The sequence below is a fragment of the Stenotrophomonas sp. Nf1 genome (genome assembly GCF_003028475.1).
Lineage (GTDB): Bacteria > Pseudomonadota > Gammaproteobacteria > Xanthomonadales > Xanthomonadaceae > Stenotrophomonas.
Map to the genome: position 1 here is coordinate 1 of NZ_PYTV01000001.1, position 23,354 is coordinate 23,354.

The window sequence follows — 23,354 nt, forward strand, 5'->3', positions numbered from 1 at the left end:
CGCTTTGCTTGCGAAGCACTGCTTCGCAAGCGCCCGAACGCCCAGCCGCCGGCGGCTGGGCCGGACCCCGGAGGGGGGTTTACGGCGTCCCCCGCAACCGGACCCACCCTGCCATCCCTCAGAAAACCCGCTGTTGCTGTTGCTGTTGCGGTTGCGGTTGCCGGCCAGCGGCCGGCACTACCACCGGTGCCGGGTGCAACCCGGCCGAACCACCGGTGCCGGGTGCAACCCGGCCGATACCCACCCGGTGCTACGCTGTGGCCACCGACAACCACGGAGGCGGGATGGGGGCGATCGTGTTGTTGCCGCTGTGCGTGGATGATGCCGCGCTTGACCGTTGCCTGGCGGCGCTGGATGCCGGCACGGCACCCGGTACCGCGGTCTGGCTGGCCGACGATGCGCAGACCGGCCCGCGTGCGCAGGCCGTGGTCGAACACTGGCTGGCGCATACGCCGTTGCAGGCCGAATACACGCGCCGCGCGCGGCCATTGGGCGAGGTGGCGCATCTGGATGAAATGCTGCGCGCCTGCGATGGCCTGGACGTGGCCGTGCTGGCGCCGGACAGCGTGCCGGCACCGGGTTGGTTGCAGCAGTTGCAGGACGCCTTCGCCCGCGACGCCGCCATCGCCACGGCAACGCCCTGGTGCAATGCCGGCGAAACCGCCGCGTGGCCGCGGCTGGGAGAGATCAATCCCGAACCGCAGGACCCGGCATTGCTGGCGCAGACCTGCGCCACACTGCCGACGCTGCACCCCGAACTGCCCTCGGCCGTCACCCATGCGGTGCTGGTGCGCGGCAACGCCCGCCGTCGCGCCGGTGGCCTGGACGTGGACAGCTACATCGGCTGGAATGCGGCGCTGGTCGACCTGAGCCTGCGCATGGCCGGGCTGGGCTGGCGCAACGTGCTGTGCGAGACCGCCTTTGTCAGCCGCGCAGGCGAGGCGATCAGCCGCGACGGCGATCTGGAAGCGCTGGCCGCGCGCTGGCCGGGCTGGGTGCCACGCCTGGCCGACTTCCTGATGCATGACCCGTTGCACGGGCTGCGGGCCGACCTGCAGCAGCGCATGCGGCAGGCGATAATGCCGCAGGAACAGGGCGACCTGTTCGTCCCGTCCGTGCCGGAGCCTCCCGTTTGAATGCTGCCATTGCCGCCGTTGTCGTCACCTTCCAGAGCGGCAGCACCATCGATGCCTGCCTCTCGCGCCTGCGCCAGGCGCAGGATGTGGCCGAGATCCGGGTGATCGACAATGGCTCGCTGGATGGCACGCTTGAGATCGTGCAGCGCCATGCCAGCCATGACCCGCGCGTGCGCTTTGTTGGCAACCCGGACAATCCGGGCTTCGCAGCAGCCAACAACCAGGGCGTGGCCGATTCGCGCAGCCCGTGGCTGGCCTTCATCAACCCGGACCTGATGGTCGAGGCCGATACCCTGGCCGCGCTGCGCGCCCGTGCCGATGCGCTGGGCGACTGCCTGCTGGGGGTGGAACAGGTGGATGAGCAGGGCCATGCCGATGAAGCGGTGCGGCGCCGTGACCCGGACTTCCTGATGATGCTGCGGTCGCCGGGCAAGGGCTCGAAGCTGGCGGTTCCGCGCGACCCGTCGCAGGCATTGCAGCGGGTGCCGGCGCTGTCCGGCGCACTGCTGCTGATGCCGCGCACGTTGTTCGACCGCATCGGCGGCTGGGACGCGGGCTACCGCCTGCATGCCGAAGACCTGGACCTGTGCCGGCGTACGCGCGCGGCCGGGGCGGTGGTGGCCATTGCCAACGACCTGCAGGTCACCCATGTGCGCGGCGTCTCCAGCCGCTCGCGTCCGTTCTTCGTTGAATGGCACAAGCACAAGGGCCTGTGGCGCTACTTCCAGAAGTTCGAGGCCGGGCAACGCTCGCTGCCGGTGCGTGTGGCGGTGTTTGCGGCAATCTGGGCCCATGCGTTGATGCTGGTGCCGAGGCTGTTGCGCCGGTCGTTGTAGCGCCGACCGGCGCGGAAAGCATCCACGCATGGCGTGGATCTACTGGCTCCGCCCCCGGTTCACTTCGGCGGGCGCATAATCCGCCCCATGCCTATCATCCAGTCCCTGCTCGATACCGACCTGTACAAGTTCACCATGATGCAGGCGGTGCTGCACCAGCATCCCGGCGCCCAGGTGCAGTACCGGTTCAAGTGCCGTACCCCCGGCATCGACCTGGCCCGCTATATCGACCAGATCGACGAAGAAATCGACCACCTGTGTGCGCTGCGCTTCAGCGATGCCGAGCTGGATTACATGCGTGGCCTGCGTTTCGTGAAGCCGGACTTCGCCGACTTCCTCGGCCTGTTCCATCTCGATCGCAAGTACATCCAGCTGCGTGCGTCGAAGACCGTGCCCGGCGAGATCGAGCTGGACATCACCGGGCCGTGGCTGCATACCATCCTGTTCGAGGTGCCACTGCTGGCGATCATCAACGAGGTCTGGTTCCGCAACACCACCACCGCCGACTTCGCCGAGGGTGAGCGCCGGCTGCAGGCCAAGGCCGCGCTGCTGCGCGATACGCCCGGTTTCGAGCAGTGCCGCATTGCCGACTACGGTAGCCGCCGGCGCTATTCCCGCGACTGGCACGCGCGCCTGCTGCCGTTGCTGCGCGACGCACTGGGGCCGCAACTGGTCGGCACCAGCAATGTGCACTTCGCGCGCCTGTACGGCATGACGCCGCATGGCACGATGGCCCATGAGTACCTGCAGGCGTTCCAGGCGCTGGGCCCGCGCCTGCGCGATTCGCAGGTGGCCGCGCTGGATTCGTGGGCGCGCGAGTATCGCGGCGACCTGGGCATCGCGCTGTCCGACGTGGTGGGCCTGGACGCGTTCCTGCGCGACTTCGACATGTACTTCTGCAAGCTGTTCGACGGCGTCCGCCACGATTCGGGCGATCCGTTCGACTGGGGCGACCGCTTGCTCGCGCATTTCCAGCAGCGCCGGGTCGATCCGCGCAGCAAGGTGCTGGTGTTCAGCGATGGGCTCGACATCGCCAAGGTGATGCGGCTGTACGACTACTTCCGCGGCCGTTGCCAGGTCGCGTTCGGGGTCGGTACCCACCTGACCAATGATCTGGGCCCGACGCCGCTCAACATCGTCATCAAGATGGTCCGCTGCAACGGCCAGCCGGTGGCCAAGCTCAGCGATTCGCCCGGCAAGAGCATGTGCGACGACCCCGGCTACCTGGCCTACCTGCGACAGGTCTTCGAGCTGCCTCAGTCCGAGTAGGGGCGTCGCCCTGTCGCCTTACAGGTAATCGACCACCACCAGGTACGCGCCCTGCAGCGGCTGCTGCCGGGCCGCTTCCACCCGGTAGCGCTCGGAGAAGGCGATGTCGCCGGCGCGCAATGCGCTGGCCGACACCGACAGCTTCTGGCCCTGGCGCTTGCCGTCGCGCAGCGTGGCGGCCTGGCCGTCGGCCAGCGCCGTCACCGCCACCGTCGAACCCTTGGCCGACGGCGGGCAGGCCGCCAGGCTCAGCTCGCCCTGGGACAGGTTCGTCGTGCAGCCCGGTTCGGCGATGCGGCCACTGAAGCGGATGCTGCCGCTGCTGGCCTGGGCCACGGCACTGAGCGACATCAGCGCCACGCACAGCAGAAGGGAGTTCCTCATGACACGTTCTCTGGTTCGGTGTGTCCTAGTTAGCGACAGCTTCGATCCAGCTTTAATAGGACGATTCCGAATCTGCTAGGGCCATCACCAACAAAGAGTGATGCGCATCAAATAAGCCGATTTTCCCCAGAAAACGTACGGTTTCCGCGCGTGCCGGCCGCGTCACTTGTTGCGTCAGAAGACGTCGCTTGTCGCTCGATGGCGGCACCGTCAACGTTCCCGCGCCGACGCGGGCTCAATCCGGGTAGCACGTCACACATGGGGCGTCAATGAATTGACGTTCAGAAAAATAATGAGACTTTCATCACACTTGTGCATATACTTTCGTCACGGATCCAGGGGAGGTACATCCGGATCCGGCCACAGGTGAGACGCAAGGATGGGTCTTGTTAGCCCGGCAGTGCTCCTTGCTTCCTCCTCTACTTCTCATCTCTTCAGTAGGGTTAGGTAAAAGCGAATGCACAAGATCAACCTCATTGCCGCTCTGATGCTGGCCGCCGCTCCGCTGGCCGCCAACGCCGCCGACGGCACCATCACCTTCAATGGCAAGGTGACCGACAAGACCTGCACCATCTCGACCCCGGGCGGCAAGGATTTCGCCGTGACCCTGCCGACCGTGTCCAAGAACACCCTGGCCACCGCCGGTGCCGTGGCCGGTCGTACCCCGTTCGCCATCAACCTGACCAAGTGCAGCGCCGGCAACGTCGCCACCTACTTCGAGCCGGGTTCCACCGTTGATTTCAACAGCGGCCGCCTGGTCAACCAGGCTTCGGCCAACGCTGCCACCAACGTGCAGCTGCAGCTGCTGGGTTCGAACAACCAGTTCCTGCCGGTCAAGGCTGCCGGCGCTGGCCTGGCCCAGACCAACTCGCAGTGGGTCACCGTCGGCACCGATGGTTCGGCTGACCTGAACTACTACGCCGAGTACTACGCCACTGCCGCCGCCACCCCGGGCGACGTCACCAGCAGCGTCAAGTACACGATCATCTACAACTGATCGTCGCCGTACCCGCATTGGCCGGCGTACGCGCCGGCCAGTGCTCCGCGGCCTCTGGCCACACCCCTCGAGCGTAGTCCTTCCGATGAAAGCACTCTTTCCCCGGGCGCTGCTGCTGGCAGCGTTCACGCTGCCCTTCTGCCAGAACGCTCTGGCCGGCGTGGTGGTCAATGGCACCCGCGTGATCTACCCGGCGCAGGCGCGCGAAGTCACCGTGCAGGTCGACAACGTGGGCGACTCGCCGGCGCTGGTACAGGCCTGGATCGACAGCGGCGATGCCAACCAGACCGCCGACACCAGCGATGCCCCGTTCGTACTGACGCCGCCGATCGCGCGCGTCGAACCGGGTCGCAGCCAGGCGCTGCGCGTGATCTTCTCCGGCGCGTCGCTGCCGACCGACCGCGAGACGGTGTTCTGGCTCAACGTGCTGGATGTGCCACCGTCGCCGGACAACGCCGACAGCGGCGACCAGAATTATCTGCAGGTCGCGTTCCGTTCGCGGCTGAAGCTGTTCTACCGGCCGCAGGGCCTGAAGGGCGTCGCCAATGACGCACCGGCAGCGCTGCGCTGGACCCGCACCGGCGACCGCCTGCGGGTGGAAAACCCCAGCCCCTTCCACGTCACGCTGGCCGAAGTGCATGCGCTGACCGGCAGCAGTGAAAAGGCCGTGGAGGACAAGGGCGCAATGGTCGCGCCGAAGCAGAGCCTGGAGTTCGCCGCACCGGCGGGCACCGACCAGGTGCGCTTCATCACCATCAACGATTACGGCGGCCGGGTGGAACACACGATCCGCCTCGGCAGCACCGGGGGCTGAACGCGCCGCGCCGGCCATGGGCCCGCGCATCCCGCCACCGCCGCCGTGCGGCGAATTGAAGGAATGTCAGTGTGATCGGAAACAGATTGACATTGTCGATCCATCAGGCGATCTGCCTGTTGGCTGCCGGCGTGGCCTGCCCAGGATGGGCGCTGGCTGCACCGGCCAATCTCGGCGAACAGGCGCTGATGGCGCAGAGTGGTGCGGCCACCGCGCGTGCGCCGGAGTCGGCCCAGTTCAATTCCAGCTTCCTGTCCGGCCAGGCCAAGCAGGTCGATCTGGCCGCCTTCAGCAACGGCAACCCGATGGTGGCCGGCAGCTACCGTGTCGACGTCTACGTCAACGGTGCCTGGCAGGGCCGTCGTGACCTGCAGTTCAAGGCCGATGCGCAGGGCCGTGTCGACGCCTGCCTGCCGCTGCCGATGCTGGAGGAAATGGGCGTGGACAGCGAGGCCGTGCTGCTGCAGCAGGACCCGTCCGTGCCCACCGACACCAGCAGCTGCGTGCCGGTGCAGCAGCGCATGGCCAACGCCTATGGTGTCTACGACAGCGGCAACCTGCGCTACGACCTCAGCATCCCGCAGGTGTTCCTGCGCCGCGAGGCGCGCGGCTATGTCAATCCGGCGCTGTGGGACCGTGGCATCAATGCCGGTTTCGTCGGCTACAGCTTCAACGCCATCGACAGCGACAGCCGCGTCGAAGGTGGCCAGCGCAACCGCAGTGCCTACCTGGGCCTCAACGCGGGCCTGAACCTGGGCGGCTGGCAGTTCCGCCATGATTCCAACCTGACCTGGAGCGATGGCGACGGCCGCCATTGGCAGAGCATCGCCACCTACGCCCAGCGTGGCATTCCGCAGGTGCGCGGCATGCTCACCATCGGTGAGGCCTACACCACCGGCGAACTGTTCGATTCGATCGGCTATCGCGGTGCCAGCCTGGCCAGCGACGACCGCATGCTGCCCGATTCGCTGCGCGGTTACGCGCCGGTCGTGCGTGGCATCGCCGAGACCAACGCACGCGTGGAAGTGCGGCAGAACCAGCAGCTGATCTATTCCTCCACCGTCTCGCCGGGCAGCTTCGTCATCGATGACCTGTACCCGACCGGCTACGGCGGCGATCTGGAAGTGAGCGTGATCGAGGCCGATGGCCGCCGCCGCGAATTCAAGGTGCCGTTCGGTTCGGTGCCGCAGATGCTGCGCGAAGGCGTGTCGCGCTACGCGCTGACCGCCGGCCAGGTGCGCAACAAGCTGCTGGCCGACGAACCCTGGCTGGTGCAGGGCACCTACCAGCGCGGCATCGGCAACCAGCTGACCGTGTACGGCGGCAGCGCATTGAGCGAAGGCTACCTGTCGCTGCTGTACGGCGTCGGCCTGTCCACGCGCATCGGCGCGTTTGCCGCCGATGTCACCCACGCACGCACCTCGTTCGACCACTACGGTGACCACACCGGTGCCAGTGTGCGCCTGAGCTACAGCAACATGATCGGCGAGACCGGGACCAACCTGACCCTGGCCGCCTACCGCTACTCCACCGAAGGCTTCTACAGCCTGCAGGATGCCCTGTATGGTCGCGACGCGGACACCCGCGGCATCGATCCGACCACCCGTGGCCGCCAGCGCAGCCAGTTCCAGCTGACCCTGAACCAGCCGCTGGGCCGCCGTGGCGGTGCCCTGTATGTGACCGGCTCGGTGCGCGACTTCTACGACCGCAGCGGTACCTCCAAGCAGTACCAGGTGGGCTACAACAATGCCTGGCGTTCGGTGAACTACGGTTTCTCGGCGCTGCGCACCGAAGAAGGTGTGCTGGGCCGCTCCGACACCCAGTACCTGTTCTCGATGAGCGTGCCGCTGGGTCGCGGTACCCACCCGGTGTCGTTCAGCGCCGACCTCGGCGCGCGCGACCGTGGTGGCTATGACAACAGCCGCGTCGGCATCACCGGTTCGGCCGGCGTGGACAACAACTTCAGCTACGGCGCGGCGCTGTCGGATTCGCGCGAGGGCGGCACCACCGCCGTCGGCAACGTCGAATACCGCAGCCGTTACTCCGCGTTGAACGCCACCTACAGCCACTCGCGCGACTTCCGCCAGGCCTCGGTCGGCGCCAACGGCAGCGTGGTGGTGCATCCGGGCGGCTTCACCTTCACCCCGCAGCGTGGCGACACCATGGTGCTGGTCGAGGCGCCGGGCGCGCGTGACGCCATGGTCAGCAATGCGCCGGGCCTGCGCGTGGATGGCCGTGGCTACGCGGTGGTGCCCTACGTGTCGCCGTACCGCCTCAACACCGTCACCCTCGACCCGCAGGGCATGGCCCACGACGTCGAGCTGGAAAGCACCAGCCAGTCGGTGGCGCCGTTCGCCGGTGCCATCAGCTACCTGCGCTTCGATACCCGCAAGGGCAACGCACTGCTGATCCAGGTGCGCAACACCGATGGCCGCACGATGCCGTTCGGTGCGCAGGTCAAGGACGAGCAGGGCCAGCCGGTGGGCATGGTCAGCCAGGGCGGGCGCCTGTACGTGCGCAGCGAGCACAACCAGGGCCGCCTTCAGGTGGAGTGGGGTGCCGGTGCCGAACAGCGTTGCACCATCGACTACCAGGTTCCGGCAGGCGCCGACGCGTCCAAGACCGGTTTCATTCCGCTGGAGGCAGCATGCCGTTGATTTCTTTCCGAGGCCGCAAGGCGCTGGCCGCGCTGGCGATGCTTGGCGGCGTGCTGCTGGCGCAGCAGGCCAGTGCCGCCTGCCGCATCCAGAGCAGCTGGTTCGTGGCCCAGGACGTGACCATGGACATGGGCCAGATCGTGATCCTGCCCAGCACCCCGGTCGGTGGCGTGATCAAGGAGATCAGCGAGCCGATCAACCAGCAGAACAGCGTGGCGCGCTGCGACTGGTCCGGGGGGCGCTCGATCGGCGAGTACGTCAATGCCGCACAGAAGCGCCCGGTGGCCGGATTCTCCAACGTCTATGAAACCGACGTGGCGGGCGTGGGCATCCGGCTGTACCGCGACTCCGGCGCGATCCAGACCTATTACCCGCACACCATCAATTTCGGCAGCAACAACACCATCTCGCTGGTGGGGGGTACCTTCCGCATCCAGCTGATCAAGACCGCCGCGCAGACCGGCTCGGGCGTGATCGCACCGAACGGTCGCTTCACCACCTACTACTTCGATGGCGACGGCGCGGGCCGGCCGGTGCTGACCTCCACCTTCAAGGGCTCGGGCACCACCGTGGTCAGCCCCACTTGCGAAGTGCAGGCCGGCAGCCGCAACATCGCCGTGGATTTCGGCAGCGTGCCCAACACCACCTTCACCGGCGTCGGTTCCAAGGCCGTCAACCGCGACTTCGAGATCCGGCTGAACTGCCAGGGCAGCAACGTGGCGGCCTACCAGAGCAAGATCGGCATCCGCCTGGATGCCGACCAGGACAGCTCCAACATGGCCGGTGTGCTGAAGCTCAGCGCGGCCAGCAACAGCGCCACGCGCATCGGCATCCAGATGGTCCAGCGCGACGGCACCACCGAACGCGAAGTGCGCTTCGGCCAGACCATCAACGTCGGCACCACCGCGCCGGGTACCAGCGTCATGGCGCTGCCGCTGCGCGCCCGCTACATCCAGACACAGGCCGGTACCGTCGGTGCCGGTGTCGCAAACGGCCAGGCAACGTTCACCATCCAGTACGAATAACGCGGCCAACGGCCGCCTTCCACCACCGCTGCGCCGCACCCCAACGTCGCCTGCCTGCAGGCGGCGTTGACCGCGTCTTGATCCCGCAAGCGTGAAGATCGGAGCTATCATGACCGTACAGCAACATGAATGTGATGTACGTCATGAAATTGAGCTTCCCTTCACCACAGCGTCGCCACCGGGTACTCCGCCTGGCTGAGCGCCGCTGAAAGGACCCGGCGTGACAGCGACCCACCTTGCCATTGCCGGACTCCCCGCGGAATACGTTGAGATGCGCAGCGGCGGCCTGTACTGGGTGGTCGCCGCCGGCAGCGCGCCGACCGATCTGCTCGGTGCCGGCGTGCTGGCCGCTGCCGACGCACTGCACGACGCCGTGCTGATCACTCTGGGGCGTGGTGGCGAACCGATGCTGTCGCTGTTGCCGGCCGCACAGGGGCCGGCGCAGCTGCGCCTGTTCCAGCGTTCGCACCGTGGCATGCAGCAGGCACTGCGCGGTCTGGTCGGCGATCTGCCGCGCACCGCGTCGGCACAGACACGGCTGAGCCTGGTGCAGTTTCCGGTTGCCGCGCTGGATGGATGGGATGACGCGCGCCTGGCACGCTGGTGCGCGCAACTGCAGGCGTGGGCCGAGCAGGCGCGCCAGGTGCTGCTGTTGTTGTGCCACGGCGAAGTGGCCACCCTGGCCCCGCGCCTGCTGGCATTGAACCGCACCTGCGCGGGCGTGGCCCAGCTGCATCCGCACCGGGGCGCGCTGCAGCTGCTGCTGCACTACTGGTCCAACAGCCACGGCGTGGTCGCGCAGCAGTCCTTTGGCGTGGTGCAGGAGGGCAACGCGCTGCACCATCGGCGCAGTGACGATGCCGTCGTCGCCCCCGCCCACGATGTCAGCGGCAGCGATCGCGATGTGTTCCTGGCCCAGGCCGAGGTGCTGGAGGGGGCGCCACCGCTGTCGGCCGCATGGCGCCTGTTCGATGGCTGGGGTGGCCTGTTGCCGGCGGCACTGCAGGCGCGCGAGGCGACCGTGGTGCTGGCCATCACCGAAAACGCCCAGGTCGATGCGCTGGCGCGGCTGCTGCATCGCCTGCGCCGCGAGCGCGGCAATGCGTTGAAGCTGGTCGTGCGTGAGCTGCAGCCCTGTCTCCGTTATGCCGATGAGCGCCTGCTGATGCAGTGCGGTGGCAGCCTGGTGGTGCCGGCTGATACGCCGTTGCCGCGCCTGTTGACCCTGCTTGAAACCGTGCAGCGGCAGCGCTGGCAGGGCCAGCTTGCCGACGATCCGGAACCGTTGATCCGTGCCCACCGTCCTCCCGCGCTCAGTGGCCTGGTCAATGTGGCGCGCTTCCGCCAGATTGCTGGCGAGCGCATCGACCAGGATGGCAGTGCGGTGGAGAGCGCCGTGCTGGCGCTGCAACCGGTGGCCGGGCTGCGCGCCGAGCAGACGCTGCAGCAGCTGCGCATCCGCCGCCAGGGCGATCTGGCCTGCATCTATCGCGGCCAGGTACGCCTGTTCCTGTTCGGTTGCCGCCGCGATGCCGTCGAGCAGGCGCTGGGCAACCTGTTCCGCCTGCCGTGGCGTGAGCTGTTCGATGGCTATCAGCGCCTGGCTGAATATGACATCGCAGCCATGAATGCCAGTGGCAGCGATCCCGACGCCGATGTGCTGCCGCCTCCTCCGGCGGCACTGCCGGTGGTGGCGGCGGCCGTGGAAGGGCCGTCCTTCACCGCTCCAACGCCGCTGCGGCTGGGAGATTCCGCATGACCACCGACCAGCAGCTGTGGACCCTGATCGTCGCCTGTGCACTGGTGATGATTCCGTTTGGCGTGATGCTGGGCAGCCTGTGGCGTGCCCTGCGCCGCCGCGTTGCGCGTGCGCTGCCACCGCGCCACCTGCGCCGGGTTGGCGTGCGCCGGCGTGCACCGCGAGGCGCTGCATGAGTCCGCAGACCGTTCCCGCATCGCCGTTCGCGTGGGCCGACCTGCGCGGCTGGAATCTGTACTTCCTGTCCAAGGTGGTGCTGGCCTGGATGGGCGCACTCGACCTGAAGATCCTGCCCAACCTGCTGTTCCTCGGTGCGCTGCTGGTGCCGCTGCGCTGGCGCTGGGCGCGCATCGTGCGCACCGTGGTGGCGGTACCGGTGGGCGTAGCGCTGTACTACCAGGACACCTGGTGGCCACCGTTCAAGCGGCTGCTGGTGCAACCGGGCGTGCTGGATTTTTCGGCCGACTACTGGCTCGAGCTGGCGCAGCGCTTCATCAACTGGCAGATGGTGGCGGTACTGGCGGTACTGCTGGTGGCGTACTTCCTGCTCAAGCCCTGGCTGCGCATCACCACCCTGAGCGTGCTCGGCATGCTCGGCATGGCCGTGCTGGCGATACCGATGCCGGCCGGCCTGGGCTGGGTGCAGGGCGCCGCCACGGCCTCGGCGCGTAACGATGGCGGCGGCGGCGGTGGCAGCCTGCCACCGGCCAACAATGAAAACCTCAACGCCTGGCTGGCCAGCTTCTACCAGCAGCAGGCCGGGTTGAAGACGAACTTCCCGGCGCCGTCCAGCGGCGCGCCGTTCGACGTGATCATCCTCAACATCTGTTCGCTGGCCTGGAGCGACCTGGATGAGGTGGGGCTGCGCCAGAACAACCTGCTCGACCACATGGACGTGGTGTTCGACGATTTCAACTCGGCCACCGCCTACAGCGGCCCGGCGGCGATCCGCCTGCTGCGTGCCAGTTGTGGCCAGACCTCGCATACCGCGCTGTTCGATCCGGTGCCGGCCGAGTGCCAGCTGTTCTCCAACCTGCAGCGTCTGGGCTTCCAGAGCGAGCTGGCGATGAACCATGACGGCCACTTCGACGACTTCATCGGTGAACTGCACCAGTACGGCGGCCTGCAGGCGCAGCCGATGGACATCAACGCGTTCCCCAAGGCGCTGGTGGCCTTCGACAAGTCGCCGCTGCGGCGCGATGGCGACGTGCTGATGGCCTGGTGGAAGCAGCGCCAGGCCGAGGCGTCGCAGCAGGTAGCGCTGTTCTACAACACGATCTCGCTGCACGACGGCAACCGCATCGTCGGTGCCGACGGTCGCTCCAACGCCGCCGACTACAAGGCGCGCGCGGAAATGGTGCTCGGTGACATGGCCGGTTTCGTCGATGCGGTGGAAAAGAGCGGGCGTCGCGCGATGATCGTGGTGGTGCCCGAACACGGCGCGGCCCTGCATGGCGACCGCATGCAGATTCCGGGCATGCGTGAGATTCCCAGCCCGTCGATCACCCACGTGCCGGTGGGCGTCAAGCTGGTGGGCATGGGCGCGCCGGCCGCCGGCGGACCGCGCCACGTGCCCGAGCCGAGCAGCTATCTGGCCCTGTCCGAACTGGTGTCGCGCGTGTATGCGCTCAACGCGCAGTCGCCGCCGAGCGAACGCAACTGGGACACCCTGCTGAAGGGCCTGCCGCAGACCCCGTCGGTTTCCGAGAACGAAGGCGCCAAGGTCATCGACTACGACGGCAAGCCGTGGCTGCAGTTGCAGGGCAGCCAGACCTGGAGCCCTTATCCGGAGGACGCGCGCTGATGGCCGCCGACACTCTTGCCGTGCCCACCACGCTGTCAGTGGAAGAGGATGACATCGACCTGCTGCGCCGCAGCCTGGACATGCCCGGCCTGCCGTACGTGGATTTCTCGGCCCAGCATGAGCGTGCGCAGGCGCTGGCGCGCTGGCCGTTGCTGGCCGAACTGGAGCGGGCCGAACTGGAGCAGCGCCGATGAGTACCTTGCTGTCGCTGCAGGGTATCCACGGTGGAACCGGGGTGACCACGGTGCTGGCGGCGCTGGGGCAGGGCCTGCACGCGCAGGGCGTGCGCGTGCTGCTGGTCGAGTGCAGTCCCGATCAGATGCTCGGCCTGCATCTGGGCCTGGCGGCCGACGTGGAGGGGGGCTGGGCGCGCGCGCTGCTGGAGGGCAGCGACTGGCGCGATGCCGCCTTCGCCTGCGCGCCGGGCCTGGCCGTGCTGCCGTATGGGCGGGTCGATGCCGAGGGCGCGATGCAGGTGGAACGCCACCTGCACGACACGCCCACCCTGTGGGCTGATCGGCTGCCACAACTGGCCAGCCAGTTCGACTGGTTGTTGTTCGATCTGCCGCAGCGGCTGCCGGCCCATGCGGCCGCGATCAACCAGCACGCGCGCTGCACCTTGCCGCTGCGGCTGGCCTGCGTCGATCCGGTCAGCCATGTGTTCCTGCAGCGCCAGCGCGACGATGATCGCCTGCTGCTGGCCAACCGCTACGACCCGGCGATCACCGTGCAGCGCGATCTCATGCAGCTGTGGCTGCATGCGCATGCGCGGCGGTTGGTGCCGCAGCCGCTGCATGAAGATGCCCAGGTGCCGGCGGCGCTGGCCAGCAAGCAGCCGCTGGGGCGGCATGCCGCCAACTCGCTGGCCGCCGCCGATATCGATGGGCTGGTGTTGTGGTGCCTGGCCGAAGCCGCGCGCCGGCAGGGCAGGGTAGGGGAGCGCTGATGAGCAGCCGCGTCTACTACCTGGGCTGGAGCCGCATGCGCGAGCGCGTCCATGCCGCGTGGCCGACGCGCGCCGTGCTGTGGTTGCTGCAGCTGCTGGGCTGGGCGCTGCTGCGCCTGGAGGGCCCGGCCTGGCAGGCACTGGCGCCGCGCCTGCGCACGGCGTTTCCGCAGGTGCAGGGTGACCGGCGCTGGCGGCTGGGTGACCCGCTGCGTCTGCTGATCCAGGCCGTGTGGCTGTCGGTGGTGCGGCTGGTACCGAAGGCTTCCAGGCGACGGCTGCGCCTGGCCGAAGCCCGCCGTCAACGCATTGCCGAGCTGCGTGGTGCGGCCGGGCGTGGCCGTCTGCGCTACCTGCGCGCGATGCGCGATGCGCCCAGCGAATTCTGGAACAGCCGCCTGGCCCACTGGTTCGGGCAACGGGCGCGCGCGCTGTCGCCACGGTCGCGGCAGCTGCTGACGCTGCTGATCGGGCTGGCCACGCTGGGGTTGGCCGTGCTGTGCATCACCCAGCCGTTCACCTATGTCGCGCAGTTCGTGTTCGTGCTGCTGCTGTGGGCCATCGCGCTGCTGGTGCGGCGCATGCAGGGCCGCTACGCCACGCTGGTGCTGGTGGTGCTGTCGATCACCGTGTCCTGCCGCTATCTGTGGTGGCGCTACACCGCCACGCTGAACTGGAACAGCACCTTCGATCTGGTCTGCGGCGTGGTGCTGCTGGCGGCCGAGACCTATTCCTGGCTGGTGCTGATGCTGGGCTACGTGCAGGTGGCCTGGCCGCTGCGGCGGCGCCCGGCGGCACTGCCGCAGGACATCCGGCAGTGGCCGACGGTGGATGTGCTGATCCCCACCTACAACGAAGACCTCGCGCTGGTGCGGCACACCGTGTACGCGGCGATGGGCCTGGACTGGCCGGCCGACAAGCTGCGCATCCATATCCTGGACGACGGCAAGCGCGAGGAATTCCGCGCATTCGCCGCGCAGACCGGGGTCAACTACATCACCCGCAGCGACAACCGCCACGCCAAGGCCGGCAATCTGAACCACGCGCTGACGCTGATCGACGGCGAGCTGGTGGCGATCTTCGACAGCGACCACCTGCCGGTGCGCTCGTTCCTGCAGATCACCTGCGGCTGGTTCCTGCGTGATCCAAAACTGGCGCTGGTACAGACCCCGCATCATTTCTTCTCGGCCGACCCGTTCGAACGCAACCTGCAGGTGTTCCGCAGCGACCCCAATGAAGGCGAGCTGTTCTATGGGCTGGTGCAGGACGGCAACGACCTGTGGAATGCGGCCTTCTTCTGCGGCTCGTGCGCGGTGCTGCGGCGCGAGGCCATCGATGCGATCGGCGGCTTTGCCACCGAAACCGTCACCGAGGATGCGCACACTGCGCTGCGCCTGCATCGCGGTGGCTGGAACTCGGCCTACCTGCGCATTCCGCAGGCGGCGGGCCTGGCGACCGACAGCCTGGGCGCGCACGTCAACCAGCGCATCCGCTGGGCGCGTGGCATGGTGCAGATCTTCCGCATCGACAACCCGTTGCTGGGCAAAGGCCTGAGCCTGTTCCAGCGTTTCTGCTACGCCAACGCCATGCTGCACTTCCTGGCCGGCATTCCACGCCTGGTGTTCCTGACCGCGCCACTGGCGTTCCTGCTGCTGCACGTCTACATCATCTACGCACCGGCGCTGGCCATCCTGTTGTTCGTGGTGCCGCACATGGCGCACGCCAGCCTCACCAATGCCCGCATCCAGGGCAAGTACCGGCGCCCGTTCTGGGGCGAGGTGTATGAAACGGTGCTGGCCTGGTACATCGCGCGGCCGACCACGGTGGCACTGTTCAGCCCGGGGCGAGGCAAGTTCAACGTGACCGACAAGGGCGGTACCCAGGCCGGTGATCGATTCGACTGGCGCGTGGCGCGGCCGTACCTGGTGCTGGCGCTGCTCAACGTGCTGGGCCTGTGCTTGGCCGTGTGGCGCTTCATGCACGGGCCGGCCGACGAGCGTGGCACGGTCGTGGTCAGCTCGCTGTGGGTGCTGTACAACCTGCTCATCATTGGTGGCGCGCTGGCCGTGGCCGCCGAAGTGCAGCAGGTGCGGCGCACGCACCGAGTCACCACGCGCCTGCCGATGGCGCTGCAGATTCCCGATGGCCGTCGTCTGCGCGGCGTGCTGCAGGATTACTCCAATGATGGTGTCGGCATCGAGCTGGGCGAGGATGCGCAGCTGGCCGAAGGCGAGCGCGTGCAGGTGCTGCTGGGGCGCGGACGCCGCGAGTTCGCGTTCCCGGCCCGCGTGCAGCGCACCGTCGGCCATCGCCTGGGCCTGTTGTTGCTGTTTGAGAGCGAGCGCCAGCGCGTGGAGTTCGCCCAGTGCACGTTCGCCCGCGCCGATGCCTGGCTGGACTGGCATGCCGGCTACCAGCCCAAGAGCCTGCCGCGCAGCCTGTGGAGCGTGCTGGTGCTGGGCTGGCGTGGTTACCGGCGGATGGGTGACTTCACGCCGTTCGACCTCGACCGTCCGATGCATTGGAGCCGTCGCCTGTTGCGATGGATGGCCAGCTTCGCCCCGCAACGTCCGCTTCCTTCCCACCCGGCTGACCCAGCCGCTGATCCAGGGCTTCGTCCATGAGCACTCCTCTTTCTCTGCGCTGGCTGCTGCTGCCCTTGCTGGCCCTGCCCGTGGCTTCGGGCAACAGTGCGCCGGCGCCGGCCCTCCCCGCCACAATGCCTGCCGCGCGCGCTGCGGCGGCCGCACTGCCGCCGCCGTCGTCGTCGCCGACCGGGACGGCGGCCGTACCCGCCGCACCTGCCGCAGGCAGCGAACCGGCGCTGGCGCAGACCTGGGCCGGCAGCGCCTGGCCGTGGCAGCGGCAGAACACCTTTGCCCAGCTCGGGCGGCGCCAGGACACACTGCTGTCCGGCGTGCGCAATGCCACCACGTTCGAGTTCCAGGTGCGCCGTGACCGCCTGGTGCGCGACGCCGAACTGGATCTGAGCTTCACGCCCTCACCGTCGCTGCTGCCGACCCTGTCGCATCTTCGGGTCTATCTCAACGACGCGATGATGGGCGTGGTGCCGATCAGCAACGATCAGCTGGGCCGCCCGGTGCAGGCCAAGCTGCCGCTGGATGCGCGCCTGATCGCTGATTTCAACCAGGTGCGGCTGGAGTTCGTCGGCCACTACACCGATATCTGCGAAGAGCCGACCCACAGTTCGTTGTGGGTCAACCTGTCCAGCAACAGCACCTTGCGCCTGGGCGGCCAGCCGCTGGCGATGCAGGACGATCTGGCCAATTTCCCGCTGCCCTTCTTCGACCCGCGCGATACCGCGCGTCTGGAACTGCCGGTGGTGTTCGCCGCCGCACCCAGCCTGGGCCAGCAGCGTGCAGCGGCGGTGATGGCCTCCTATTTCGGCAGTCTGTCCGGCTGGTGGCGCCAGGCGCGCTTCCCGGTCAGCTTCGGTGCGCTGCCCGACAGCGGCCATGCGGTGGTGCTGGCGGTCAACGGCAGGTTCCCGCCGGTGATCGCCAACCATGCACCGGTGAAGGGGCCGGTGATCGAACTGATGGCGCTGCCGGAAGACCCGCAGCGCAAGCTGCTGCTGGTGCTCGGGCGCAACGATGAGGACCTGCAGAAGGCGGTGGCTGCGATGGCGGCCGGCAACGTGTTGTTCCGCGGCCGCCAGGTCAGCATCGACGAGATCAAGCCGCTGGCCCCGCGCAAGCCGTACGATGCGCCGAACTGGGTGCGCACCGACCGTGCCGTGCGCCTGGCCGAGCTGCTGGACTACCCGCAGCAGCTGCATGCCAATGGCGTGTCGCCACAGCCGATCACGGTCAACCTCAACCTGCCGCCGGATCTGTTCATCTGGCGCAACCAGGGCATTCCGCTGAACCTGCGCTACCGCTACACGCCGCCGTTCGGCAGCGATGAATCGCGGTTGGGCGTGGCGATCAACGATCAGTTCATCTCCAGCTTCCCGCTGGTGCGGCGCAACGGCAAGCAGGGCCTGGAGGAAATCCGCCTGCCGGTGCTGGCCGGCGATGCCGGGGCCGATGACGGGCGCCTGCTGATTCCGGCATTGAAGCTGGGTGACCGCAACCAGCTGCGCTTCGATTTCAACTTCGCCAGCGTGATGGGCAGCGCCCAGCGCGACCATTGCCAGACGGTGCTGCCGCCGAACCTGCAGGCGGCCATCGAGGAAGACTCGACCATCGACTTCTCCGGCTTCCATCACTACATGGGGCTGCCGGACCTGTCGGCGTTCGCACTCAGCGGCTTCCCCTTCACCCGCATGGCCGACCTGTCCGAGACCGTGGTGCTGGTGCCGTCGGTTTCCAGCGAAGCGCAGGTGGGCCTGCTGTTGAACCTGGTCGGCGGCCTGGGCGTGCAGAGTGGCTACCCGGCCTACGGCCTGCGCCTGTCCGATGACTGGAAGCAGGCCAGTGCGCTGGATGCGGACCTGCTGATGCTGGGCGCGCTGCCGGCCGAGCTGCGTGGCAGCCAGCAGCTGTCGCTGCTGATCGATGACCAGCGCACGCGCCTGCTCAATGGCCAATCGCCTTCGCCGCAGGCGGCGATGGAACAGGCGCGGCGCGGCAGCCGTGCCGGCGACCCGGCGGTGACCGAAGTGGCCGTGACCGCGCAGGCCCCGTTCGCCGCGATCATCGGCATGCAATCGCCGCACCACGCGCAGCGCAGCATCGTTTCGTTGGCGGCCAGCAATGCCGCCGACTATGGCCTGCTCGATGACGCGCTCAGTGATACCGGCAAGCGTGAGGCGATCGCCGGATCGGTGGCGATCCTGCGCAGTTCGGGTATCCACAGCCAGTTCGTCGGCGAGCACTACTACGTGGGCGCACTGCCGTGGTGGCTGCTACTGTGGTACCACCTGGCCGACCACCCCGCGCTGCTGGCCGTGCTGGCCACGGTGGTGGTGCTGATGGTGGCCTTCCTGCTGTGGCGCACGCTGCGCTGGGTGGCAGCCAAGCGCCTGGACCCGGGGCACTGATGGCACGCAGGCGGCACCCGCTGGTCACCGCATCCGGCCTGGTCCTGCTTGGGCTGGCCGGGGCCGCGCCGTGTGCGGCGCAGGCGCTGCCGGAGACCCCCGGTGGCACCGTGGCCGAGCAGCGGCAATGGCTGCTGCAGCAGGTACGCATCGGTGAGGCCACCGGCCGCCAGAGCCTGATCGAGGACGCACTGGCGCGTCTGCGGATGCTGGCCCCGGATGATCGCGCTACGTTGGTGGCGATCCTGGAGGTGCAGCTGTCGCAGCAGAAGCTGGACGATGCCGAGGCCACGTTGAAGCGGCTGCGCCAGCTTGGTGCCGGCAGCCGCGAACTGGTGGCCGGTGAACGCCTCTGGCGCGCCTACCGTGGCGATCTGCAGCAGGAGTTGCAGCAGGCCCGCCTGTTTGCCGCCGGCGGCCGCAGTGCCGAAGCGCTGGCGATCTACCGTCGCCTGTTCAACGACGATCCGCCCGGCCTGCAGCTGGGTCTGGAGTACTGGCGCCTGCGTGGCAGCCAGGCCGATGGACGCGCCCTGGCGATCCGTGCGCTGAGCGAGCTCGATCGCAGCTACCCGGGCAATGTGACGCTGCTGCAGACGCTGTCGCAGCTGCTGTTCGCCGCCGGCCGCGACAACGAAGCGCTGGCCGCGCTGCAACGGATGGGACGCAACCCGGAGGCGCGCGGCATGGCCGCCGATGCCGAGTGGGCGTACCTGAAGGAGCAGCCGGCCGACGAACGCAGCGTGCGCCGCCTGCAGGATTTCATCACCCGCAACCCCACGTTCAACGATCTGGCATTGGTGCGCGAACGCTATGCCGACCAGCACAAGCGGGTGAGCGACCCGGCATGGCGTGCGGGCCTGCGTGGCCAGCAGCTGCTGGATGCCGGGCGCAACGCCGAAGCCGAGCGCGCCTTCCTGCAGGCCCTGCGGGGTTATCCGCGTGAGGCCGATCTGCTGGGCGGGTTGGGCATGGCGCTGATGCGGCAGGGACGGCGTGAGCAGGCCATCGGCTACTTCCAGCGTGCGGTGCAGGCCACACCGGCCGGTGACAGCAGCGATAAGTGGCGTGATCTGATTGCCAGCACGCGCTACTGGCTGCAGCTGGACCAGGCCGATGCTGCGCTGGCCGCAGGCCGGCTGGATGAGGCCGAGCGCCTGTATGCCCAGGCACGCCGCCAGCAACCGCGCGACGTCAATGCGGCGCTGGGCTTGGTCGACGTGGCCGTGGCCCGCGGCGATGACGTGGCCGCCGAACGGCAGCTGCAGCTGGCACGGCGGATGGCCCCCAACGATGCCAACGTGATCCGCAAGCTGGTGCAGCTGTACGGCCGCACCGACCCGCAGCGGTTGGAAACCTTCATCAACGCATTGCCCGCTGCCCAGCGCAGGTTGTATGCCGAAGACCTGCGCCAGCTGCAGATCAGTCGACTGCGTGAGCGTCGCGAGCAGGCGTTGGCTGCCGGCGATGCAGGCACTGCGATCACGCTGGGGCAGCAGCTGCGCGGCGAACTGCCGGGCGATGCCTGGCTGGCCTACGCGCTGGGCAACGAGCTGCGCAGCGCGGGCCGGCAGGACGAGGCCGATGCCGTGGTGGCCGACATGGCGGCCCGCAACGACAGTGCCGAGGCACGCTACGCACAGGCGTTGTACCTGTCCGGCTCCGATCGCCTGCCGCAGGCGCTGGCGGTGCTCGACGCGCTGCCGCAGGCGCAGTGGGACGATGACATCCGCGCGCTGTCCACCCGCCTGAAACGCCAGCAGCTGGTCGACCACCTGTGGGAGCTGCGTGCGCAGGGACGTGAGGCCGAGGCCATCGCGCTGCTGCAGCAGCAACCGCCCAGCACCGACAACGACCTGCTGATGGCCGAATGGGCGCGCCTGCGCGGTGACCACGCACAGGCATTGCACTACTACCAGCGCGTGCTCGCCGCGCAGCCGGACAATGTGGACGCGCAGCTGGGCCAGGTACAGGCCCGGATCGGCAGCGGCGATCTGGCCAGCGCACGCCGCCAGATGCACGACGCACCGCCGGCAGTGGACGATGCCGAGATCGGCCAGCAGCGTCAGCTCGCCACGATCTGGACCGACCTTCGCGAAGACACCAAGGCGCTGGCGATCCTGCGCGCACTGCTGGCGCGCAGGACCGGGCCCGATGCACAGTCCTGGCGCGACGCGGCACGGCTGGTGCGCCGCGATGATCCGCAGCAGGCGCTGGACATGTACGCGCAGGCGATGGCCGACAATGGCCTGCTGGCCCCCGCCCAGGCCACGCCACGAGACAATCGTGCGCTGACCCTGGCCAGCCGCGAGACCGCCGGTGATGACTGGTTGCGGCGCAGCCTGCGCAGCGACGTGGAGACTCTGTACCAGCAGGAGAATCCGACCCTGACGGTGATGCAGGACACCGGCCGGCGCAGTGATGGAACCCCGGGCATTTCGCGGCTGTCGCGCGATACCCGCATCGCCCATCTCGATGCCCCGTTCGCCGGTGGCCTGGGCTGGGCGCGCATCGAGCAGGTGAATTTTGATGCCGGTCGTTTCCAGACCGACGCGAATGGGGCCCACGACGAGGATTTCGGTAGCTGCGACCTCGATCTGCTGCAGGCCGACGGCAGTAGCCTGCGCGCACCGGGCTGCACCCGCTTCGTGCACCAGCGGCGCAGCTCTGGTGCCGGATTTGCCGTCGGCTGGCGCACGCTGGACGACCGCTGGAACCTCGACATCGGCCACACGCCGTCCAACTACGTGGTGGGCAACTGGCTGGGGGGCGTCACCCTCAACGGCGATCTCGGCCGGTTCGGCTGGGGCGCCACCGTGTCGCGGCGGCCGATGACCAATTCGCTGCTGTCCCAGGCCGGTGCCATCGACCCGCGCAGTGGCATCGCGTGGGGCGGGGTCACCGCCAACGGCGCCACCTTCAGCCTCGGCTACGACCAGGGCGGCCGCAATGGCGTGTGGTCGAACTGGAGCTGGCACCGGCTGACTGGCCGCAACGTGGTCGACAACACCCGCGCACGCGCGATGGTGGGCTGGTACCATAAGCTGATCCAGCGCACCGACATGCGCCTGGACGTGGGCACCACCGCCATGTACTGGCGCTACCAGAAGGATCTGGGTGGCTACTCGCTGGGCCAGGGTGGTTACTACAGCCCGCAGCGCTACGCCTCGCTGAGCCTGCCGGTCAGCTTTGCCTGGCGTAATGATGTGTGGTCGGTGCGCCTGGATGGCTCGGTCAGTGTGTCCAGTGCGCGCACCGCTTCGATCAGCCGTTTCCCCGATCAGGCATTGATCGAGCGGGTGATTGCACACCTCGAGCCGCAGTACGGCCCGCTGCGGCTGGACGAGGCCGGCCTGTACACCGGCAACAGCAGCAGCACCGGTACCGGCTACCGCCTGTACGGTGCGGTGGAGCGCCGCCTCGGCGATCACTTCGTGCTGGGCGCGGCCGGAACCCTGCAGCGCAGCCGCGATTTCTCGCCGAATTCGTTCCAGCTCTATCTGCGCTATACCTTCAAGCCCTGGCAGGGCAACCTGCCGTTGCCCGTGTCTCCGCTGGTGCCCTATGGCGAATTCCGCTGATCTGCGCCGCCGTCGCCTGTTGCAGGCGGCCGCTGTGCTGCCGGTGCTGGGCTGGTCGCGCGTGCGTGCGCAGCCGGTGCCGCGTTGGCCGGCCTGGAAGGTGCTGGTGGACAGCAGCCTGAGCCGCGACGGGCGCATGATCGACCGCAGCCAGCAGGACCAGCGCAGCACCTCGGAAGGGCAGTCGTACGCCTTGTTCTTCGCGCTGGTGGACAACGATCAGGCGGTGTTCGACCGCATCCTCGGCTGGACCCAGGACAACCTCGCCGGTGGTGACATGGGCAAGCGCCTGCCGGCCTGGCTGTGGGGACGCGATGACGCCGGAGCGTGGCGGGTACTGGATGACAACCCGGCTTCGGACTCCGATCTGTGGCTGGCCTACGCGCTGCTGGAGGGCGCGCGCCTGTGGCGCCGTCCCGCCCTGAAGGCCATCGCCGAGGGCATGCTGGCGCAGGTGCGGGCACGCGAGATCGTGGACCTGCCCGGGCTCGGCCCGATGCTGTTGCCTGGCCCACAGGGGTTCATCGAAGGGGACGCCACGCGGGTCAACCCCAGCTATCTGCCCCTGCCGCTGCTGCGCCGCTTTGCGGCGGAGGATCGCAGCGGGCCGTGGCAGGCGTTGGCGCGCAACAGCGTGCAGCTGTTGCAGCAGAGCAGCCCGCACGGCTTCGCACCGGACTGGGCAGCGTGGAAAGGCGATCGCTTCGTGGTCGACCCGGTGCGCGGCGCGGTCGGCAGCTACGATGCCATCCGCTGCTACACCTGGGCCGGCATGACCGCACCGCGTGATCCATTGTTCCGTGCGCAGTTGACCGCGTTGTCCGGGCCGCTGCAGCGCCTGCGCAGCGGTGCGTCGATGTGGGAAAAGATCGATACCCGCAGCGGACAAGGGCAGGGCGAAGGCAATTACGGTTTCCGTGCGGCGCTGCTGCCATACCTGATCGCCCAGGGCGAAACCCAGCGTGCCGATGCCGTGCTGGCCAGCCTGCCCAGCGCCGAGCAGCAGCGTGCTGACGCGCCGGCCTATTACTCGCAGATGCTGGCGCTGTTCGGTCGTGGCTGGGCCGAAGGGCGCTGGCGCTTCGCTGCCGACGGCCGCCTGCAGTTGCGCAGGTAACTGCAGTGCGGCAGGGTCGGATCC

At 68.3% G+C, this 23,354-nt stretch carries 17 protein-coding genes; 16 read left to right on the forward strand and 1 reads right to left on the reverse strand.

The features are described from left to right. Positions 1-284 precede the first annotated feature (284 nt). From C9412_RS00010 to pncB, 3 genes are all read left to right on the forward strand, one after another. Positions 285-1,136, forward strand: a complete 852-nt coding sequence (locus C9412_RS00010; protein ID WP_107229803.1) for a glycosyltransferase — start codon at positions 285-287, stop codon at positions 1,134-1,136. Further along, entirely contained in the window at positions 1,133-1,972 is an 840-nt protein-coding gene (locus C9412_RS00015) for a glycosyltransferase family 2 protein (protein WP_107229804.1), read from the forward strand. The genes C9412_RS00010 and C9412_RS00015 overlap by 4 nt, the downstream gene beginning before the upstream one ends. An 87-nt stretch (positions 1,973-2,059) precedes the next feature. Further along, positions 2,060-3,241, forward strand: coding sequence for a nicotinate phosphoribosyltransferase (gene pncB, locus C9412_RS00020; protein WP_107229805.1), 1,182 nt, complete (start codon positions 2,060-2,062; stop codon positions 3,239-3,241). Positions 3,242-3,259: 18 nt separating this feature from the next. Here the strand turns inward: pncB and C9412_RS00025 are convergent, their stop codons facing one another. Beyond that, positions 3,260-3,625: a hypothetical protein gene (locus tag C9412_RS00025; RefSeq protein WP_107229806.1), complete on the reverse strand. Its 366-nt coding sequence runs from the start codon at positions 3,623-3,625 to the stop codon at positions 3,260-3,262. Between the two features lie 457 nt (positions 3,626-4,082). Here C9412_RS00025 and C9412_RS00030 point away from each other — a divergent pair, with 457 nt between their 5' ends. The 13 genes from C9412_RS00030 to bcsZ all read left to right on the forward strand — a co-directional run bounded on the left by C9412_RS00030 (position 4,083) and on the right by bcsZ (position 23,330). Further along, positions 4,083-4,622 carry a fimbrial protein gene (locus C9412_RS00030; protein WP_107229807.1) on the forward strand — a complete coding sequence of 180 codons (540 nt, stop codon included), beginning with the start codon at positions 4,083-4,085 and terminating at the stop codon, positions 4,620-4,622. A gap of 85 nt (positions 4,623-4,707) precedes the next feature. Then, positions 4,708-5,436 carry a molecular chaperone gene (locus tag C9412_RS00035; RefSeq protein WP_107229808.1) on the forward strand — a complete coding sequence of 243 codons (729 nt, stop codon included), beginning with the start codon at positions 4,708-4,710 and terminating at the stop codon, positions 5,434-5,436. 92 nt (positions 5,437-5,528) lie between these two features. After that, entirely contained in the window at positions 5,529-8,093 is a 2,565-nt protein-coding gene (locus C9412_RS00040; RefSeq protein ID WP_107229809.1) for a fimbria/pilus outer membrane usher protein, read from the forward strand. Then, positions 8,084-9,118: a fimbrial protein gene (locus tag C9412_RS00045; RefSeq protein ID WP_107229810.1), complete on the forward strand. Its 1,035-nt coding sequence runs from the start codon at positions 8,084-8,086 to the stop codon at positions 9,116-9,118. Before C9412_RS00040 ends, C9412_RS00045 begins: the two co-directional genes overlap by 10 nt. Positions 9,119-9,338: 220 nt before the next feature. Next, the gene (gene bcsE / locus C9412_RS00050) at positions 9,339-10,877 is read left to right on the forward strand and encodes a cellulose biosynthesis protein BcsE (protein ID WP_146160110.1); all 1,539 of its coding nucleotides are present in this window, start codon (positions 9,339-9,341) and stop codon (positions 10,875-10,877) included. Next, positions 10,874-11,053 carry a cellulose biosynthesis protein BcsF gene (gene bcsF, locus C9412_RS00055; RefSeq protein WP_107229812.1) on the forward strand — a complete coding sequence of 60 codons (180 nt, stop codon included), beginning with the start codon at positions 10,874-10,876 and terminating at the stop codon, positions 11,051-11,053. The genes bcsE and bcsF overlap by 4 nt, the downstream gene beginning before the upstream one ends. Then, positions 11,050-12,681, forward strand: coding sequence for a cellulose biosynthesis protein BcsG (gene bcsG / locus C9412_RS00060; RefSeq protein ID WP_107229813.1), 1,632 nt, complete (start codon positions 11,050-11,052; stop codon positions 12,679-12,681). The genes bcsF and bcsG overlap by 4 nt, the downstream gene beginning before the upstream one ends. Next, positions 12,681-12,875 carry a cellulose biosynthesis protein BcsR gene (gene bcsR, locus C9412_RS00065; protein ID WP_107229814.1) on the forward strand — a complete coding sequence of 65 codons (195 nt, stop codon included), beginning with the start codon at positions 12,681-12,683 and terminating at the stop codon, positions 12,873-12,875. The genes bcsG and bcsR overlap by 1 nt, the downstream gene beginning before the upstream one ends. Further along, entirely contained in the window at positions 12,872-13,627 is a 756-nt protein-coding gene (bcsQ, locus tag C9412_RS00070) for a cellulose biosynthesis protein BcsQ (RefSeq protein WP_107229815.1), read from the forward strand. Before bcsR ends, bcsQ begins: the two co-directional genes overlap by 4 nt. Further along, entirely contained in the window at positions 13,627-16,251 is a 2,625-nt protein-coding gene (bcsA, locus tag C9412_RS00075) for a UDP-forming cellulose synthase catalytic subunit (protein WP_107229816.1), read from the forward strand. Before bcsQ ends, bcsA begins: the two co-directional genes overlap by 1 nt. Further along, entirely contained in the window at positions 16,248-18,632 is a 2,385-nt protein-coding gene (gene bcsB / locus C9412_RS00080; protein ID WP_107229817.1) for a cellulose biosynthesis cyclic di-GMP-binding regulatory protein BcsB, read from the forward strand. Before bcsA ends, bcsB begins: the two co-directional genes overlap by 4 nt. Continuing rightward, positions 18,632-22,213 (forward strand): cellulose synthase complex outer membrane protein BcsC, encoded by a 3,582-nt coding sequence (gene bcsC, locus C9412_RS00085; RefSeq protein ID WP_107229818.1) that lies wholly within the window; start codon positions 18,632-18,634, stop codon positions 22,211-22,213. The genes bcsB and bcsC overlap by 1 nt, the downstream gene beginning before the upstream one ends. Then, positions 22,197-23,330, forward strand: coding sequence for a cellulose synthase complex periplasmic endoglucanase BcsZ (gene bcsZ / locus C9412_RS00090; protein ID WP_107229819.1), 1,134 nt, complete (start codon positions 22,197-22,199; stop codon positions 23,328-23,330). Before bcsC ends, bcsZ begins: the two co-directional genes overlap by 17 nt. Positions 23,331-23,354: the final 24 nt, after the last annotated feature.

What these genes read in the sequence shown, in the direction of transcription:
- C9412_RS00010 (WP_107229803.1), top strand. Translation starts at nt 285, where the DNA reads ATGGGGGCGATCGTGTTGTTGCCGCTGTGCGTGGATGATGCCGCGCTT.
- pncB (WP_107229805.1), top strand. Translation starts at nt 2,060, where the DNA reads ATGCCTATCATCCAGTCCCTGCTCGATACCGACCTGTACAAGTTCACC.
- C9412_RS00025 (WP_107229806.1), bottom strand. Translation starts at nt 3,625, where the DNA reads ATGAGGAACTCCCTTCTGCTGTGCGTGGCGCTGATGTCGCTCAGTGCC.
- C9412_RS00030 (WP_107229807.1), top strand. Translation starts at nt 4,083, where the DNA reads ATGCACAAGATCAACCTCATTGCCGCTCTGATGCTGGCCGCCGCTCCG.
- C9412_RS00035 (WP_107229808.1), top strand. Translation starts at nt 4,708, where the DNA reads ATGAAAGCACTCTTTCCCCGGGCGCTGCTGCTGGCAGCGTTCACGCTG.
- C9412_RS00045 (WP_107229810.1), top strand. Translation starts at nt 8,084, where the DNA reads ATGCCGTTGATTTCTTTCCGAGGCCGCAAGGCGCTGGCCGCGCTGGCG.
- bcsF (WP_107229812.1), top strand. Translation starts at nt 10,874, where the DNA reads ATGACCACCGACCAGCAGCTGTGGACCCTGATCGTCGCCTGTGCACTG.
- bcsG (WP_107229813.1), top strand. Translation starts at nt 11,050, where the DNA reads ATGAGTCCGCAGACCGTTCCCGCATCGCCGTTCGCGTGGGCCGACCTG.
- bcsR (WP_107229814.1), top strand. Translation starts at nt 12,681, where the DNA reads ATGGCCGCCGACACTCTTGCCGTGCCCACCACGCTGTCAGTGGAAGAG.
- bcsQ (WP_107229815.1), top strand. Translation starts at nt 12,872, where the DNA reads ATGAGTACCTTGCTGTCGCTGCAGGGTATCCACGGTGGAACCGGGGTG.
- bcsA (WP_107229816.1), top strand. Translation starts at nt 13,627, where the DNA reads ATGAGCAGCCGCGTCTACTACCTGGGCTGGAGCCGCATGCGCGAGCGC.
- bcsB (WP_107229817.1), top strand. Translation starts at nt 16,248, where the DNA reads ATGAGCACTCCTCTTTCTCTGCGCTGGCTGCTGCTGCCCTTGCTGGCC.
- bcsC (WP_107229818.1), top strand. Translation starts at nt 18,632, where the DNA reads ATGGCACGCAGGCGGCACCCGCTGGTCACCGCATCCGGCCTGGTCCTG.
- bcsZ (WP_107229819.1), top strand. Translation starts at nt 22,197, where the DNA reads ATGGCGAATTCCGCTGATCTGCGCCGCCGTCGCCTGTTGCAGGCGGCC.